This window comes from Gordonia sp. DT101 (assembly GCF_049844895.1).
Classification (GTDB): Bacteria; Actinomycetota; Actinomycetes; order Mycobacteriales; family Mycobacteriaceae; genus Gordonia.
The window spans coordinates 52,114-68,316 of the sequence record NZ_JBNCLX010000010.1 but is presented as its reverse complement, the minus strand read 5'-3'; the positions used below and the strand labels follow the sequence as shown (position 1 = coordinate 68,316).

14 protein-coding genes are annotated in these 16,203 nt (G+C 69.1%); 1 reads left to right on the top strand and 13 read right to left on the bottom strand.

Features of this window, described 5'->3' with window-relative positions; translation table 11 throughout:
* Positions 1–120 precede the first annotated feature (120 nt).
* The 13 genes from ACLQ3I_RS23020 to ACLQ3I_RS22960 form a co-directional block, all read right to left on the bottom strand.
* On the bottom strand, positions 121–1,701 hold the full coding sequence (locus ACLQ3I_RS23020; protein ID WP_425805093.1) for a molybdopterin-dependent oxidoreductase: 1,581 nt from the start codon (positions 1,699–1,701) through the stop codon (positions 121–123).
* Between the two features lie 51 nt (positions 1,702–1,752).
* Positions 1,753–3,228 (bottom strand): FAD-binding protein, encoded by a 1,476-nt coding sequence (locus ACLQ3I_RS23015; protein ID WP_425805090.1) that lies wholly within the window; start codon positions 3,226–3,228, stop codon positions 1,753–1,755.
* Between the two features lie 341 nt (positions 3,229–3,569).
* Positions 3,570–5,852, bottom strand: a complete 2,283-nt coding sequence (locus tag ACLQ3I_RS23010) for a heavy metal translocating P-type ATPase (protein ID WP_425805087.1) — start codon at positions 5,850–5,852, stop codon at positions 3,570–3,572.
* Positions 5,853–5,856: 4 nt separating this feature from the next.
* Positions 5,857–6,003: a hypothetical protein gene (locus ACLQ3I_RS23005; RefSeq protein ID WP_425794589.1), complete on the bottom strand. Its 147-nt coding sequence runs from the start codon at positions 6,001–6,003 to the stop codon at positions 5,857–5,859.
* On the bottom strand, positions 6,000–6,203 hold the full coding sequence (locus tag ACLQ3I_RS23000; protein ID WP_425794590.1) for a heavy-metal-associated domain-containing protein: 204 nt from the start codon (positions 6,201–6,203) through the stop codon (positions 6,000–6,002). The genes ACLQ3I_RS23005 and ACLQ3I_RS23000 overlap by 4 nt, the downstream gene beginning before the upstream one ends.
* A 117-nt stretch (positions 6,204–6,320) precedes the next feature.
* Positions 6,321–6,614 carry a metal-sensitive transcriptional regulator gene (locus ACLQ3I_RS22995; protein ID WP_161060733.1) on the bottom strand — a complete coding sequence of 98 codons (294 nt, stop codon included), beginning with the start codon at positions 6,612–6,614 and terminating at the stop codon, positions 6,321–6,323.
* A 135-nt stretch (positions 6,615–6,749) separates the two neighbouring features.
* Entirely contained in the window at positions 6,750–7,826 is a 1,077-nt protein-coding gene (locus ACLQ3I_RS22990; RefSeq protein ID WP_425805084.1) for a hypothetical protein, read from the bottom strand.
* Between the two features lie 239 nt (positions 7,827–8,065).
* Positions 8,066–8,935 carry an alpha/beta fold hydrolase gene (locus ACLQ3I_RS22985; RefSeq protein WP_425805081.1) on the bottom strand — a complete coding sequence of 290 codons (870 nt, stop codon included), beginning with the start codon at positions 8,933–8,935 and terminating at the stop codon, positions 8,066–8,068.
* 57 nt (positions 8,936–8,992) lie between these two features.
* Positions 8,993–9,880, bottom strand: coding sequence for an alpha/beta fold hydrolase (locus ACLQ3I_RS22980; RefSeq protein WP_425794594.1), 888 nt, complete (start codon positions 9,878–9,880; stop codon positions 8,993–8,995).
* Positions 9,881–9,917: 37 nt separating this feature from the next.
* A complete protein-coding gene (nadB, locus tag ACLQ3I_RS22975; RefSeq protein ID WP_425805078.1) occupies positions 9,918–11,558 on the bottom strand; it encodes an L-aspartate oxidase in 1,641 nt (546 codons plus the stop codon).
* A gap of 107 nt (positions 11,559–11,665) precedes the next feature.
* On the bottom strand, positions 11,666–13,750 hold the full coding sequence (locus ACLQ3I_RS22970; RefSeq protein ID WP_425805076.1) for a heavy metal translocating P-type ATPase: 2,085 nt from the start codon (positions 13,748–13,750) through the stop codon (positions 11,666–11,668).
* A 96-nt stretch (positions 13,751–13,846) separates the two neighbouring features.
* Entirely contained in the window at positions 13,847–14,656 is an 810-nt protein-coding gene (locus tag ACLQ3I_RS22965; RefSeq protein ID WP_425805074.1) for an alpha/beta fold hydrolase, read from the bottom strand.
* 22 nt (positions 14,657–14,678) lie between these two features.
* The gene (locus ACLQ3I_RS22960) at positions 14,679–15,722 is read right to left on the bottom strand and encodes an NAD(P)-dependent alcohol dehydrogenase (protein ID WP_425794598.1); all 1,044 of its coding nucleotides are present in this window, start codon (positions 15,720–15,722) and stop codon (positions 14,679–14,681) included.
* A gap of 305 nt (positions 15,723–16,027) precedes the next feature.
* Between ACLQ3I_RS22960 and ACLQ3I_RS22955 the strand changes: the two genes are divergently transcribed.
* On the top strand, positions 16,028–16,168 hold the full coding sequence (locus ACLQ3I_RS22955; RefSeq protein ID WP_425805072.1) for a hypothetical protein: 141 nt from the start codon (positions 16,028–16,030) through the stop codon (positions 16,166–16,168).
* The last annotated feature ends 35 nt before the right edge of the window (positions 16,169–16,203 follow it).

Here is a 16,203-nt window from a genome sequence, read left to right as displayed (position 1 = left end):
ACAATCCCTCAACCCACTCGAACCCGACACGAAGTGAGCAGAGTTTAGCGGGTCACACGGACATCTGGTGGCGTAGTCGCCGATTTGTGAGAACTATCAGTCTCGTTTCACCTGTTCGTGCTACGTGATCGTGTACGTCCGGGAGTCGAGTCCCGTGGCCCCGTCCGGGACGGGCGACGCGTACGACTCGACCTGGGCGCGGCCATTCTTGTCGGTGGCGCGACAGGTCACGGTGTGGTCCCCGGGGGCGGCGTTCCAGGTGAACCGCCACTGCCGCCAGGTGTCCACCGAGTATTCTTCGGCGAGCTGCGCGGACTGCCAGGCTCCGTCGTCGATGCGCACGTCCACCGATGCCACCCCGGTGTGCTGCGCCCATGCGGTTCCGGCGATCACGACGTCCCCGCGCGCATGCTCCGACCGAGAGTCCGGTCGATCGATCCGTGAGGCCAGCTTGATCGGGCCGAGGGCCGACCATCCGCGCGTGGTCCAGTAGGCCTTGGCATCGGAGAATCGGGTGAGCTCCCAGTCGACGACCCATTTGGTCGCCGACACATAGCCGTAGAGACCGGGGATCACCTGCCGCACCGGGTATCCGTGCTCGACGGGCAGCGGAGCCCCGTTCATCCCGATGGCCAGCAACGCATCTCGTCCGTCGGTGGCCACCGACACCGGCGTGCCGCAGGTCCACCCGTCGGCACTCGTCGACAACAGCATGTCGACGCCGGGCTGCACGCCGGCCCGGTCGAGAAGGGTTTTCATCGGGACTCCGAGCCACCGCGCATTGCCGATCAGGTCACCGCCGATGACGTTGGACACGCACGTCAGGGTGACGATCCTTTCCGTCATCGGCATCGTCAGCAGCTCGTCCCAACCGATCCGGATCTCGTTGTCGACCATGCCGTGAATGCGTAGCGACCAATCCGCGGTCGTGAGACTCGGCACCTGCAGAGCCGTGTCGATCCGGTAGAAATCGTCGTTCGTGGTGACGAAGGGGGTCGCGCCGGGGACCTGCAGATCGGCCGCGGCGGGTACGGGCGGTGCCGCCGACCGCGGGATGGGCAGCAACACTTTGCTGCGGTCGGCGATGGTACGCGTGGTGTCGGCGAGGACCCGCCTACCGGCGACTCCGGCGGCCACGGCCAGGACGGCGATCCCGCCTGCGGTCAGGAGGAACCGACGACCAACACCCGAGGGTGACGGTTCGCCGACGTCGGCCGCGGTCGTACGGGCAACCGTGTCAACCGTGTCCTCGGCCTTGCGCAGCATGCCCACCAGGATTCGCAGGACGAGCACCGCGACGAGCCCCGCGAAGACCGACGGGATCGCGAAGGTCCACCGGGAGTCCGGACGGGCCAGCGCGGCGATGACACCGACCACGCCGAAAATGGCGACGACCACGGTGCCGGCCGGCGGTCGAAGGCGTTCGGCGACACCGCACGCCGCAGCGATCGCGACGATGATCAAGCCCATGCCGATGAAGAGCGCAAGCTTGTCGGACGTTCCGAAGGTGCCGATCGCCCACTCACGGATTCCGTCCGGTGTGTGGTCGACGACCGCGGAGCCGACGGCGAAGTAGGGCGAGGCGCCCGGAGCCACCATGACCGCGAAGAGTTCGCCGATCCCGAGCCCCGCGCCGACCGCGACGACGCCGGCCAGAGCGGCCGCCCAGAAGTGGGCGGATGGACGAGCGGTGGTGGTCACACCCCTTGATACCTCACGTGGCGCACGAATGGCCCCGCTCGGACCGGGACGTCATCCTTCGGTCACAACCTCCGAAAGGCGAGCGGCGTGCCGGCCGGCACGCCGACCGAAATACGAGCCCTCCCCGAGCTGTGTTCCGCTCGCATAGCCCTTGCCATCCTGAGCAAGATTGGCGGCGCAGGCACCCGCGGCGTAGAGCCCGGCGATCGGTGCGCCGTCGCCGTCCAGCACCTCGGCGTCGATCGACGTCGCCATCCCACCGATGGTGAAGCAGGAGTACATCGCCTTGCCGAGGCTGAGATCGAAGGCACCCCACGGCCCCTGATCCTGGGGTGCCAGGAATTCCGCCGACTTGTGGAAGTCCGGATCCTCGCCCTTCGCCGCGTTCACGTTGTAGTCGGCGAGCGTCTTCTGGAGTCGACCCTCGGGGATGCCGAGGGCAGATTCCATCTCGGCGACGGTCTCCCAACCGTCGATGAGGTTGATCAACGGGACCTCGGGGCGTTTCATATGCGCTTCGTCGACGATCAGGTACGCCGCCGAATCCGGTTGATCCATCACGAATCCCGAGGTTCGCGAGTGATACGAGTCCTCGGCGACAAAGCGTTCACCGTTCTTGTTCACGACGATGCCGGTGAGCAGGATGCTCGGCGGGTAGATCGGCGCGGTCACGAACGCCTGGTCCATGTGCTTGAGCGCCGCGCCGACCGATTCGCCGAGCCGGATGCCGAGCCCGTCGTCGTAGGTGCTTCCCAGCGTGAACGGCTTCTCGGCGACATGGGGCACGTAGCGCGCCACCATTTCCTCGTTCATCACGAAGCCCCCGGCGGCGACGACCACCGACCGCGCCCGGATGACACCCTCCTCGCCGGGGCGTTTCCACGTTGCACCGACCACGCTGCCGGACTCGTCGACCACGAGTTGTCGAGCGCCGGTCTCGTAGCGGATCTCGGCGCCGAGCTCGGCGAGACGTTTGACCAAGAGGTCGACGACCATCGAGGCACCGCCGGTGTCGCCGGGGACGGGCACCTTGTGCCCACGCGGAGCCGGCGCCGCGATGTTCTTGAACGGCCACACCTTCTCGTTACCGGTGAACATCAGCCCCTGCGTCTGCGGCTGGATGACGGCCTTCTCCGGGTAGAAGCTGCGCTCGAAACTGAACCCGAGGCCTTCGAGCCAGTTGAAGTGTTCGACGCTGTCGAAGCAGTAGGCGTGGATCTTGTCCGGCTCGGGTTCACGGGACACCGCGGTGATGTACTTCTCCATCTCCTCCGGGCTGTCGTCGTGCCCGGTGGCCTGCTGCACCGCGGTGCCGCCGCCCAGGTAGAAATGTCCGCCCGCCATACAGCTGGTGCCGCCGGCCGCCGCCGCGCGTTCGAGGACCAGGACCCTGGCTCCGGCCGCTGCTGCTTCCACGGCCGCGCTCCCGCCTGCGACACCACACCCGATGACCAGCACGTCGACGTCGTCGGAGAAGGACTCCACCGAGTCCAGCGCGATCGTGTCGGGGATCTCAGAACCTGCCATGCGCACAGAGTAGACGATGGACTAGAACCTGTTCTAGTTCTCCCCCGGTTCGTTTGCTCGATGCTGCTGCCCTCCCCCACAGATCCGGCGCAGCTTCGCCGATCGGGCGCAGCGTCCCGTCGATCGGGCACAGCGTCCCGTCGATCGTGCACACTGAGACCAGCCGGGTGGTCGGCAACGCACACTCGGCGGGATTCTGCGCACGGTCGGCGGGATTCTGCGCACGGTCGGCGGGATTCTGCGCACGGTCGGCGGGATTCTGCGCACGGTCGGCGGGATGGCGGTTGCCGTCGGCGGGATAGCGGTTGCTGTCGGCGGGATGGTGAGGTCTGCCGCGGCGGTCAGCGGGGATGCGGACGGAAGCGTCGCAGCCGGAGGCTGTTCGCCACCACGAACACCGACGACAGCGCCATCGCCGCGCCGGCGAGCATCGGATTGAGCAGACCGGCCGCGGCCACCGGGATCGCGGCCACGTTGTAGGCGAACGCCCAGAAGAGATTGCCCTTGATGGTGGCCAGCGTGCGCCGGGCGAGGCGGATCGCATCGACGACGGCCCAGAGGTCACCACTGACCACGGTCAGGTCGCTCGCCTGGATGGCCACGTCTGTTCCGGTGCCCATCGCGAGTCCGAGGTCGGCCTGCGCGAGCGCACCGGCATCGTTGATGCCATCCCCGGCCATCGCCACCGAATGTCCCTGCGCCTGGAGTTCTTTGATCGCCGACAGCTTGTCCGCGGGCGACACCTCGGCGATCACACGATCGATCCCGACCGCCCGTGCGACATGCTCGGCAGCACCCGCATTGTCGCCGGTGAGGAGAACGGGCGTCAGACCCATCCGTCGGAGTTCGGCGATGGCCGCGGCCGACGTCGGCTTGATCCGGTCCCCGACGATGACGACACCGACGGCGCGGCCGCCGAACGTCACCACCACCGCAGTGGCACCCGACCGGTGGGCACCGTCGACAGCACGGGAAAGCCGTTCGGGCAACGGATCTTCCAGCCGGCGCGGGTTCGTGACCTCGACGCGGACACCGTCTACGAGCCCACCCACGCCGGAACCCTCCGACGCCCGGAATTCGCTCACCGCCGGCAGCGACGCCGACGACCGCCGCGCGGCCCCCGCGACGATCGCGGCGCCGACCGGATGCTCCGAGCCCGCCTCGACGGCGGCCGCCGCGCACAGCACTCGATCCTCGTCGAGATGTTCGCCGGCATCCCCGTCGACGACGGTGACCGATTCCACGGTCATCTCGCCCGTGGTGACCGTGCCGGTCTTGTCGAGCACGATGGTGTCGACGCGTCGGGTGGTCTCGAGCACCTCGGGCCCCTTGAGCAGCACCCCGAGTTGTGCGCCCCGGCCGGTGCCGACCATCAGGGCCGTGGGCGTGGCCAGACCGAGTGCGCACGGACAGGCGACGATGAGAACCGCAACCGCGGCGGTGAACGCGAACGTGACCCCGCCGGACCCGCCCGACACACTGTCCACGCCGAGCCAGAAACCCAGGGTCGCAACGGCAATCGCGATGACGGCCGGCACGAAGAACGACGAGATCCGGTCGGCCAGACGCTGCGCGGCCGCCTTGCCGGCCTGCGCGTCGGCGACCATCTTCGCCATCTGCGCGAGTGCGGTGTCCGCCCCGATCCGGCTCGCGCGCACCACCAGTCGGCCGCTGGTGTTGACCGTTGCGCCGGTCACGTCGTCGCCCTCGGTGACCTCCACCGGTACGGATTCACCGGTGATCATCGATGCGTCGACTGCCGAGGCGCCCTGCACCACCACCCCGTCGGTCGCGATCCTCTCACCCGGCCGGACGAGGAACTCGTCGCCGACCGACAACTCCGACACCGGGATTCGTCGTTCCATCCCGTCCACCACGACGGCGACGTCCTTGGCTCCGAGGTCGAGCAGCGCGCGCAGCGCATCCCCGGCACGCCGCTTCGCCCGCTTCTCGAAGTACCTGCCCGCCAACAGGAATGTGGTGACGCCCGCGGCCGCTTCGAGATAGATGTTCCCCGCGCCGTCGCCGCGGGAGGCGATGAGGTCGAATCCGTGGCGCATCCCTGGCTCCCCGGCGGTCCCGAGGAACAGCGCGTACACCGACCAGGCGAACGCCGCCAGCGTGCCCATGGACACGAGCGTGTCCATGGTGGTGGCGCCGTGGCGCAGATTCATCCATGCCGCACGGTGGAACGGATAGGCACCCCACACCACGACCGGCGCGGCGAGGGTGAGCGAGAGCCACTGCCAGTAGGTGAACTGCCACGCGGGCACCATCGCGAGTGCGACCACCGGGACCGTGAGCACCGCCGACACGATGAGCCGCTGCCGCAATCCACGAAGGTCGCGGTCCTCGGGACCGTCCCGCTGCGCGTCGTCGGCGGCGTCCGGCCGATCCCCTGGGGCAGGGACCGGGGTCGCGTCGTAGCCGGCGCCGCGGACAACCGTCACGAGATCCGTGGAGTCGAGGGTGGACGGGAACTCGACGTGCGCCTGTTCGGTCGCGTAGTTGACCGTCGCGCTGACCCCGTCGAGTTTGTTGAGCTTGCGTTCGATGCGATTCGCGCACGACGCGCAGGTCATGCCGTCGATGTCGAGATCGATCCGCTCGATGGTGCTGGACATCTCGTCACTCCGTGTGTTGCTGGTGGACGCCCGGTGGTCCCGCCGGGGCATCACCGCCCCACGGGTCGACCGCTCGTCCGATCCCGAACGCGACGGCGAAAACCGCCGCCATCGCGATCAGGAAGCCGACGATCCGGGTTCCGGTGGTCATGTCAGTCGGTAGCCGGCCTCGGAGACAGCGGCCGCGACCTCGTCCCGGTCCAGCACCCGATCGCTGGTGATCTCGACGGCACCGGTGTCCAGGGACACCTCGACACGATCGACTCCGGAGATCTCACCGATCTCCTCTCGAACAGATGCCACGCAATGTCCGCAGGTCATCCCGCTGACGGTAAAGGTGCTGGTGGTCATGAAGAACCCTCCTTGCGGTGGTTGTCGCCGCCATTGTGTTTTTGCGATTGTGTTACCGCGATTGTGTTACCGCGATTGTGTTACCGCAGTTGCGTTACCGCGGTTGTGGACACCCGGTCAGGACCGGACCAGGCGCGTGATCGCCTGCATCGCCTCGTCGACCTTCTCCTGACCCGCGGCGTCGCTCTCCTGTGCCGCGTTCACGACACAGTGGTTCATGTGCTCCTCGAGGAGGCCGAGTCCGACCGCCTGCAGAGCCTTGGTCATCGCGGAGACCTGGGTCAGGATGTCGATGCAGTAGGCCTCCTCGTCGACCATGCGCTGCAACCCCCGAGCCTGGCCCTCGATGCGGCGAAGTCTCCGCAGGTAGTCGTCCTTGCGACCGATGTACCCGTGCTGTGCATGCTCCATCAGTGCAATCCTCTCGACGTCCTCGGGTTACCAGTACCCCCTACAGGTATACCATCCCGAGATGTATACCGGTACCCCCATAGGGTAACCAGAAGGCCGGCCGCGCGACATGTCTCGTCACCACGGGACGGAGGGCTATTCGTTACGCGATGCGCGCACCGCCGCGGCCAGGTTCTCCAGCGCGGCGGCGACCTCGCTCAACGCTGCTGCGAGATCGGCATCACCCCGGCCCGGCGCGGGGGTCGGCGAAGCTGCCTGCGTGGCAGCACCATGGGCCGATGTCGCCGACGATGCGGTCGGCTGCGACGTTGCGTGGGGCTTACGCTCCGGCTGCTCCGCCTGAGGCGGTGGCGAGGCGGGGGGTGGCGAGGCGGGCGGCGGCGAGGCCGGCGGAGTCGGCTTGGGCGGCGGACCGGCGGGCGATTGCGGCGATTGCGGCGATTGCGGCGTGCCGGAGTCTGCGTCCGGAAGCCGGTGACGACTGCCCGGCCGGGGCGCCGACGGCGTCGGAGGCTCGGCGTCGGTGGAGCGACGTCCCGGCCGATATCCGTCGTGCCGACCGCCCGCGTTCGCGTGGGCGCCGGGCACCGGGGCAGCGGGGCGCGAGGCCGGACGCCCGCCTGTTCGGGCCGCGTCCTGCGACGACGATTCCTGAGTGGCCGATCCCTGGGTGGCCGACTGCTGGGCGGCCGTCCGGACCACCGGGATGTGGGTGTCGGTCGTCATCCGCATCCGGTCGGGCTGGTGCGGGGCCTGCCCGGGATGCGCGGGTGGCGCGGGCGTCCGCGGCCCAGGAGGCCCCGGCCTGGGCATCGGCCGAGGGATCTCGCCGGACTGACCGGGGCCCTGAGTCGGCGTCTGGCCCGTCGCCGGATGGGGTCCGCGAATCTCGGTCGGCGCGTGACCGTTGGACGGCGCGAAGAAGTGCTGGCCGCCGTGGCTCGCGAAGTACAGGCACGCGGCGCCCTGTGGCGAACGCACCGAACACGGGTTGCGTTCGATGAGCGATTGCGCGTGGTCGTCGAAGTCGTTCCATTCCAGCCACAGTCGACGGTCGGCCCGTGGCCGGACGCTCGCGTCGGTCGCATGGTTGCCCTGATGGCCTGCCGCGAGCCGGCAGTGCAACAACCACTCGGATTGGCCCGTCAGCCCCAGCGCGGCACGCTCCGCGGGCGTGCATACGACCGTCGACCAGCAACCCTCGCCGTTCATCCGGCCTCTCCTTCGCGCTTCACGCGCATGTGCGATCGATCAAGACAACCTGCCCCCGCTTGTGACCATGCCGCGTACGAGACGACTGTCGGCCAACGGTACGTGCGCTCCCGATGCTTCCCCGCGGCCAGTCTACGAAGGAACCGACCGTCCCCGCCATAGACGCGGCCCATGTCGCCGGGCCGGATGTCGAGCGGGTGTCGAGCGGGTGGTCGGGGCGGGTGAACGGCGGGCACCGCCTAACGGTGTGCACCGATGAAGTCGAGGACGACCTGGGTGAAGGCGTCGTTGTCGTCGGCGGCGGCCGTGTGGGCGGCGTCCGTGAGTTCGATCACCTCTGCGGACGGGACCACCTCGCGGAACCCGGCGACCGCGTCCTCGGGGACGACGTCGGAGAGCTTGCCGCGGATCAACAGGATCGGGACCGTCAGCGACGCGAGCTGCTCCTCCAGATGCTCGGCCCGCACGAAGCGGTCGTCCCCCGGTTTCGACGCCACGAACGCCGGGTCCCAGTGCCAGTACCAGCGACCGTCCTCACCTGCACGCAGATTGCGTTTGAGTCCTTCCGGGTGGAAGGTCTTGGGTCGGTGCGGGAGATATGCGGCGATGGCCTCTGCCGCGTCCTCGAGTGTGTCGAATCCGCCGACGTTGGCCGTCATGAAATCGCGAATCCGGGCGCTCCCGGCCTGGTCGAAGCGCGGGACCACGTCGACGAGCACCAACCCGCGCGCCTTCTCGGCCCCGAGTTCGGCGGCTGCGCCGATGCTGCTGAGCCCGCCCATGCTGGCACCGACGAGCGTGACCGGCGTGCCGATCTGCTCGACCACCGCGACGACGTCGGCGGTGAACAGTTCCAGGCTGTACCGACCGCTCGGGGACCAGTCGCTGGCGCCGTGACCTCGCGTGTCGAGCGACACCACATGAGTGCCGGCGGCCGCCAGGAACTGACCTGTCTGCTTCCACGAGTGCCGGGTCTGCCCGCCACCGTGCAGCAGTACGATCGTCGGGCCGACCTCGTCGTCGGCCGGCCGCCACTCGTCGGCGCGCAGCGTGATCCCGTCGACGCCGGTGAACGAGATCTGATCGGGCTGGACGGCAGGGCGCGACATGGGGTCGATTGTGCGCCGGACCTCACCACCGGTGCGCCCCGGGGCGCCGACCGAGGTTCACGAACCGAGGAAGTCGACGACCCGGCGATGCACCGGATCGGGTCGATCCAGATGAACGAAATGGCCTGCGTGATCGATCCTGGCGACCTCGCTGCCCGCCGGCAGCAACTCGGTCAATCCGTCGGTGAAATCCACCTGCATGCATCCGTCCAGCGCGCCGTGCAGGTAGAGCAACGGTGTCCGGGGTGGCCGCAGCCAATCCGTGGCGTGGTCGGCATATCGGGCGCCGACGCGGGGGCGCAGCATGGCCCGGTAGTACCCGACGACGGCCGATCCGTGGGCGCGATTCGGCACCGTGGCCAGCGCGTTGTCGATGTCATCGACGTTCGGGAACGGCCCCCAGTGCCGCCAGAGCGTCGGGATGAGCCACCCGAGAACTCGCTCCGGGAGGAACGGGATCTGGTTGAAGCCGATATACCAGCTCATCGCCATCTGTCGTGGGATGAGGCGCAACCGCGCACGCACCGACGTCCCCGCGTGTCGCATCGCGGCGATCGGCGGCACCGCGACCGCGACGACGCGCCGGAACGGGTGGTCGTCGCGGGCGAGGATCGCGTGGGCGGTCAGCGCGCCCCAGTCGTGTCCGATCAGGACCGCCCGATCGTCGCCGCCGAGTTCGTGGTGCAGCGCCAGGACGTCGTGGGCGAGCGCCGCCACGTGATAGTCGCCGTCGGCCGGGATCTCGGACGGCGCGTAGCCGCGGGTGAACGGCGCGACCACCCGATACCCGGCCGACACGAGTTCGGGCGCGAGGTGTCGCCACGTCCACGCGGAATCCGGGAAACCGTGCAGGCAGATGGCGAGCGGCGCATCGGGCTCCCCCCAGGTGAGGGCATGCAGACGGATGTGGCCGAGGTCGACGACGACTCGTCCGGGCGCGGTCATGCTCGCCGACGTTACCGCTCCGGGTCGGGCCGACAGCTCAGGACACCAGCGCGTGGATGCCGGTGATGATCTCGCTGCCGTCGCACTCGGTGAGCTCGCCGTCGAGCCAGCCGAAACACCGCGTCCGCGCCGGCGGGTCGGTGTGCGGATGGTCGATCCGCGTGTGACAGCCACGCGATTCGGTGCGCGCTCGCGCCGCCTCCACGACGACCCGGGCAGTCAAGGTCAGCGCGGCGTCCTCGATGTCGGCGTCGGTGACCGCCGCCCGGTCCGGGAGGCTGCTCAGCGCTGTGGCGATCCGGGCCAGGCCGTCGGCGTCCCGGCGGAGCGCGACCGATCGGGACATGTTGTCCTGCAGCTCTTTCCGAGTCATCGCCGGATGCATCCCCAGCGTCACGGCGACGCCCTCGCTCACCCAGTTGCCCCGACGCCCGACCGCAACCTCGGCGGCCCGCCGGCCCATGACCAGCCCCTCCAGCAAGCTGTTCGACGCCAGCCGGTTTCCGCCGTGCAGCCCGGTCCGGGCGACCTCACCCGCGGCCAGCAGGCCGGGCACCGTGGTCCGACCGCCGACGTCGGTGAGCACGCCGCCGCACTGGTAATGCGCACCCGGCACCACCGGAATGAGGCCGGCGGACACGTCGAGTCCGGCGGCGGCGATGCCCGCGGTGACCGTCGGGAATCGGGTCGGGAAATCGGCGATCGACCGGACGTCGAGATAGACGCACGGGTGGCCGGAGTCGGCGATCCTCGCCTCGACGGCATTGGCGACCACGTCGCGCGGCGCGAGATCACCCATCGGGTGCACCTCGGCGGTCACCAGATCGCCGTCGACGTCCACCAGCCGGCCGCCCTCGCCGCGCACGGCCTCGCTGATCAGCGTGCGCCGGCCGCGTGCACCGTCGACGAACAGCATCGTCGGGTGGAACTGGATGAACTCCATGTCGGCGACGACGGCCCCGGCCCGCAGCGCGAGGGCGATGCCGTCGGCGGTCGCGCCGGACGGATTGGTGGTGGCGGCATAGAGGTGACCGCTGCCGCCGGTCGCGAGCAGGACGGTCGGCGCATGGACGACGCGGTCGCGCCCCTGCCGCCGGTAGGCCACTCCGACCGTCTGACCGTCGGCACGCAGGATCGCGGTGGCGACCGCGTCGTCGTGGCTGGTGATGGCCAGGGATCGGGAGGCGGCCCGCAGCCTGCGCACCAGCGCACGCTGCACCTGCGCGCCCGTCGCGTCGCCGCCCGCGTGGATGATGCGCCGCACCGAATGGCCACCCTCACGGGTTCGCAGCAGGTCGCCGCCGGGCCCCCGATCGAACTCGGCGCCCCAGCCGATCAGACCGGACACCGCGGGCCAACCGTCGTCGAGGATGGCCCGGGTGGATTGCGGGTCGGTCAGGCCTGCCCCGGCGGCCAGCGTGTCCGCCACGTGCAGGTCCACCGAGTCTTCGGGATTGCCGGGTTCGACCACCGCGATCCCGCCCTGCGCATAGAAGGTCGAGGTCGCCTGTTCTACCCGATCCGGATGCCATGCGGGCCCCTTGGTGAGAATCACCACGCGCAGTCCCGCCTCGGCGGCACGCAGGGCGGCGGTCAGTCCGGCCACACCGGCACCGACCACAACGAAGTCGGCACGCGTCTCGTCGCGCTGGTCACGGCTCATCTCATTCTGGGCCATCTCGCACCTCTCGCGGGGGAACGTCGATGTGAGGATCAACCACGCCGACCTGTTTTCGATTCCCAGTCGAAAACCATACCCCTCCCCCGTGCTCCGGGGGACGGCCGTCAGTGCACCGACAGATCCGCCCGTCGGAGCAACTGCGCGTTGAGCGCGACGACCACGGTCGAGACCGACATCAGGATGGCACCGACGGCCATCGGCAACACGAAGCCGACTGGTGCCAGCACACCGGCCGCGAGCGGGACGGCGAGCAGGTTGTAGCCGGCCGCCCACCAGAGGTTTTGCCGCATCTTGCGGTAGGCCTGCCCGGACAGGACCATCGCCGAGACCACGGTGCGCGGGTCGTCGCCGGCCAGCACCACCCCGGCCGATCCGATCGCGACGTCCGTCCCGGCACCGATCGCGACACCCACATCGGCACGCGCGAGGGCTGGAGCGTCGTTGACGCCGTCACCGACCATCACCACGGTGTTCCCCTCGGCCTGCAGGTCGGCGACGATCGACTCCTTGTCCTCGGGACGGACGCCCGCGTAGACGCGGTCGATGCCGAGTTCGACCGCCACCCGCTCGGCCACGTCGTGCGCGTCCCCGGTGGCCATCACGGAGGTCACGCCACGATCGGCGAGGGCTCGGATCGCGTCCGCCGATTCCGGACGGATCGCGTCGGCCAGGGCGACCGCACCGATGACGGTTCCGTCGTCGACGACGTAGAGCACGGTGTTGCCGCGGCCGGCCAGGTCCGCCGAGCCGTCCGGCTCGGAGAGTCCGCGCTCGTCGAGGAGCCGCGGACCCCCGACGGCGATCTCACGTCCGCCGACCTCGGCCCGCACCCCGACCGCGGGACTCGACGAGAAGTCCTGCGCCGCAGGGATGGTGATGCCACGGTCGACGGCGGCACGGACGATCGCGGTCGCCAGGGGGTGCTCACTGTCGGCTTCCGCGGCGGCCGCCACGGCCAGGATGTCGTCGCCCGACCTCCCGGCGGCGCCGACGACGTCCACCACGGCAGGCTCACCCTTGGTGAGGGTGCCGGTCTTGTCGAACAGCACCACATCGGCCTGCCGCAAGGTCTCCAGCGCGATCCGGTCGGTCACCAGCACACCCATCTTGGCCGCGCGTTCGGTCGCGATCGCGACGACCAGCGGGATGGCCAGCCCGAGTGCGTGCGGGCAGGCGATGACGAGCACGGTGATGGTGCGGATCACGGCGTTGTCGGATTGCCCGACTGCGGTCCACACGACCGCCGTGATCAGTGCCGAGGCCAGCGCGAACCAGAACAACCAGCCGGCGGCCCGGTCGGCCAGTCGCTGCGCACGGCTCGATGAATTCTGGGCATCGGACACGAGGCGCTGGATGCCCGCCAGAGCGGTGTCGCCACCGACCGCACCGACCCGGACCCGGATGGCGGTGTCCGCGCTGACCGTACCCGCGACCACTCGATCACCGACCGTGCGGCTCACCAGTGTCGATTCTCCGGTGATCATCGACTCGTCGAATTCTGCAGTGCCCGAGGTGATCTCACCGTCGGCGGGGATGCGCCCACCGGGTCGCACGACGACCAGGTCACCCACCCGCAGATCGGCAGGCGACACCGTCCGCACCACGTCGCCGTCCACCCGCTCGGCCTCGTCGGGCAACAGGGCGGCCAGTGATCGCAGCGCCGACGTGGTCTGCGATATCGACCGCATCTCGATCCAATGACCGAGCAGCATGATCACGATCAGCAGCGCGAGCTCCCACCAGAAATCGAGTTCATGGTGCAGCAGGTCCAGGGTCGCACCCCACGAGGCGACGAACGCGACACCGATGGCCAGGGCGATCAGAGTCATCATCCCCGGTGTCCGAGAACGCAATTCGCCGACCGCTCCGGTGAGGAACGGGCGCCCGCCCCAGACGAACATGACGGTACCGAGGACCGGCGACACCCAATCCAGCCACCCCCACGACGGCAACTCGTAGCCGATCAGGTCGGCGAACATCGGGCTCGCGATCACCACCGGGACCGCGAGCACCGTCATGACCAGAAAGAGCCGCCGGAACATCGCGACGTGGTCGCCGTGACCGCCATGACCGCGCGCATCACGATCCCCACCGCCGGAATGGCCGTCGTGGGGATGCGTGTGATGGGCGTGCAGGTCGCGATCGGGCTCGGCGACTCCGACCGTCGCGTGGTCGAGGCTGTGATCCATATTGTCCGTTTTATACCCCTAGGGGGTATCCGTCAAGGATGCGTCCGTCACCGCGAGCGGCGGAAGTGCTCGGCGACTATCGGTGCGACACAGCGTTCACAGAGCGGTCGCGAACGGATTGTCCAAGAACGCGGCAACCACCTGAGGCCAGGAACGGAGTTGATGCGGGGTGTCCGCGACCGTCAACCGGGCAGTCGGCAAGGTATCGGCCAGGAGTTCTCCGCTGCTCACCGGATGTGCGTGATCCCCGGTCCAGCTCAGCACGAGCGCCGGGATCCCCAGGGATGCCAGCACCGAGGGCGCCGGGAGATCCGATTCGGCGGCCCCGCGGAGCACCCAGGGAAAGATGGACGCGCGGACGGCGATCGGGGCGACGAATCGCCTGGCGTCGGCCAGGGCGGGCGAGACCGGTTCGTCCACTCCGCCCCGCTCGAAGGCGGCGAGACCGTGGCGATCGATCAGGTCTGCCGCCTCGAGGCGCTCCGTGGCCATCACCCGGCGAGTGCCCCAGATCGTCGGCGGAGTGACGAGGACGAGGCTCCGGAACCGATCCGGTTGGGCAAGTGCGGCGTACACGATGGTCGCGGCTCCCATCGACGCCCCGATCGCATCGACGGGGTCGCCCGGCGCGGCGACATCCAGCAAGCCCAGCAGATCGGCCCCCAGCTCTGGCCAGGTGTATTCGTGGGCCGCCGTACCGCCCGTCGACCGGCCGTGGCCTCGGGCGTCGTACCGGATGAGGCGTCGCGTCGAAGAGACCGCCCGCCAATCGAATTCGCCGGACAACTCCTGCCGGTAGGCACTCGAGCCCAGTCCGTGCGCCCAGATCGCCGCGGGCCCGCGCCCGGTTTGGTTCCAGGCGATGCGGGCACCGCGGACATCGTCGACCCGGAACGCCGGCGTCATCGGTGGTCGGTGGCCTCGACGGTCAGAGTGTCGCGGTGTCGATCACGAAGCGGTAGCGCACATCGCTCGCGACCACCCGCTCATACGCCTCGTTGATCTTGTCGGCACCGATCACCTCGATCTCGGCCCCGATGCCGTGCTCGGCACAGAACTCCAGCATCTCCTGGGTCTCGGCGATGCCACCGATCATGGACCCGGCAAAGCTGCGCCGGTTGGCCGTGACCGCGAACGCCGGCACCTCGATGGGGTGTTCGGGAAGGCCGAGCTCGACGAGCGTGCCGTTGATCGCCAACAGTCCCAGGTACTGCTTGATGTCGAGGTTGGCCGACACGGTGTTGATGATCAGGTCGAACTCGTTGCGCAGATGGTCGAAGGTGTCCGGGTCGCTGGTCGCGTAGTAGTGGTCGGCGCCGAGACGCAGGCCGTCCTCCATCTTCTTGAGCGACTGCGAGAGCACGGTGACCTCGGCGCCCATCGCGTGCGCGATCTTGACGCCGACGTGCCCCAGCCCGCCGAGCCCGATGATCGCGACCTTCTTGCCGGGGCCGGCCTGCCAGTGACGCAGCGGCGAGTAGAGCGTGATGCCGGCACACAGCAGAGGCGCGGCGACGTCGAGGTCGATGCCCTCGGGGATGCCGCACACATAGTTCTCGTCGACGACGATCCCGGTGCTGTAGCCACCGTGGGTGGGCTCGCCGTCGCGGCCGACGGCGTTGTAGGTGCCGGTCATCCCACGTTCGCAGTACTGCTCCTCGCCTCGGCGGCAGGGCTCGCACTCGCGGCACGAGTCCACGAAACAGCCGACGCCGACTCGATCTCCCACGCTGTGGCGGGTGACGTCGGAGCCGACGGCCGAGACGGTCCCGGCGATCTCGTGGCCGGGGACCACCGGGAACGCGGTCCGGCCCCACTCACTGCGCGCGGTGTGGATGTCGGAATGACAGATGCCTGCGTAGGCGATGTCGATCGCGACATCGTTCGCGCCGAGGTCACGGCGTTCGATGGTGGTGGGGCCGAGCGGCTGGTCGGCGGCGGTCGCGATGTAGGCGTTGACGGTGGTGGGCATGGAAGCTCCCTCGGTTCGACGTCGGATTCGCGGATCGGACTCCTGGTCCGTGACTCCGCTGCGGGTCGCCCCGCACTCCTCCAGTGTTCCGGAGAAGCGTCGGCACGTGGGGTGCCGCGCGAATAGATCACATTCAGGAATATTCATGTGCGCAGATGGCTCGTACGACACCACCAGGTCACTGGCGAGACTCGGCACGACTGGCGCGACACCCACCCAGATCCGGTATGACCGACTTGCCAGTTCGGGTGGTGGACGGTCGGCACCTCGACGATTGATTCGAGCGATTCCTCTCCGACATCGACGTGCCGCGGACCATCGCCTTCGACGGCATGGTGGTCGTGACACAGGGTGTGATCCTCACTTTGATCTACTTCTTCGCACCCCGAAACGGGCTCCTGACCAGGTGGATCGACAGTCGCCGGACGTCGATGAGCTCCGCCTGACGCGCCGCGTACCGGGTGCGGGGCATGCTGCGTCG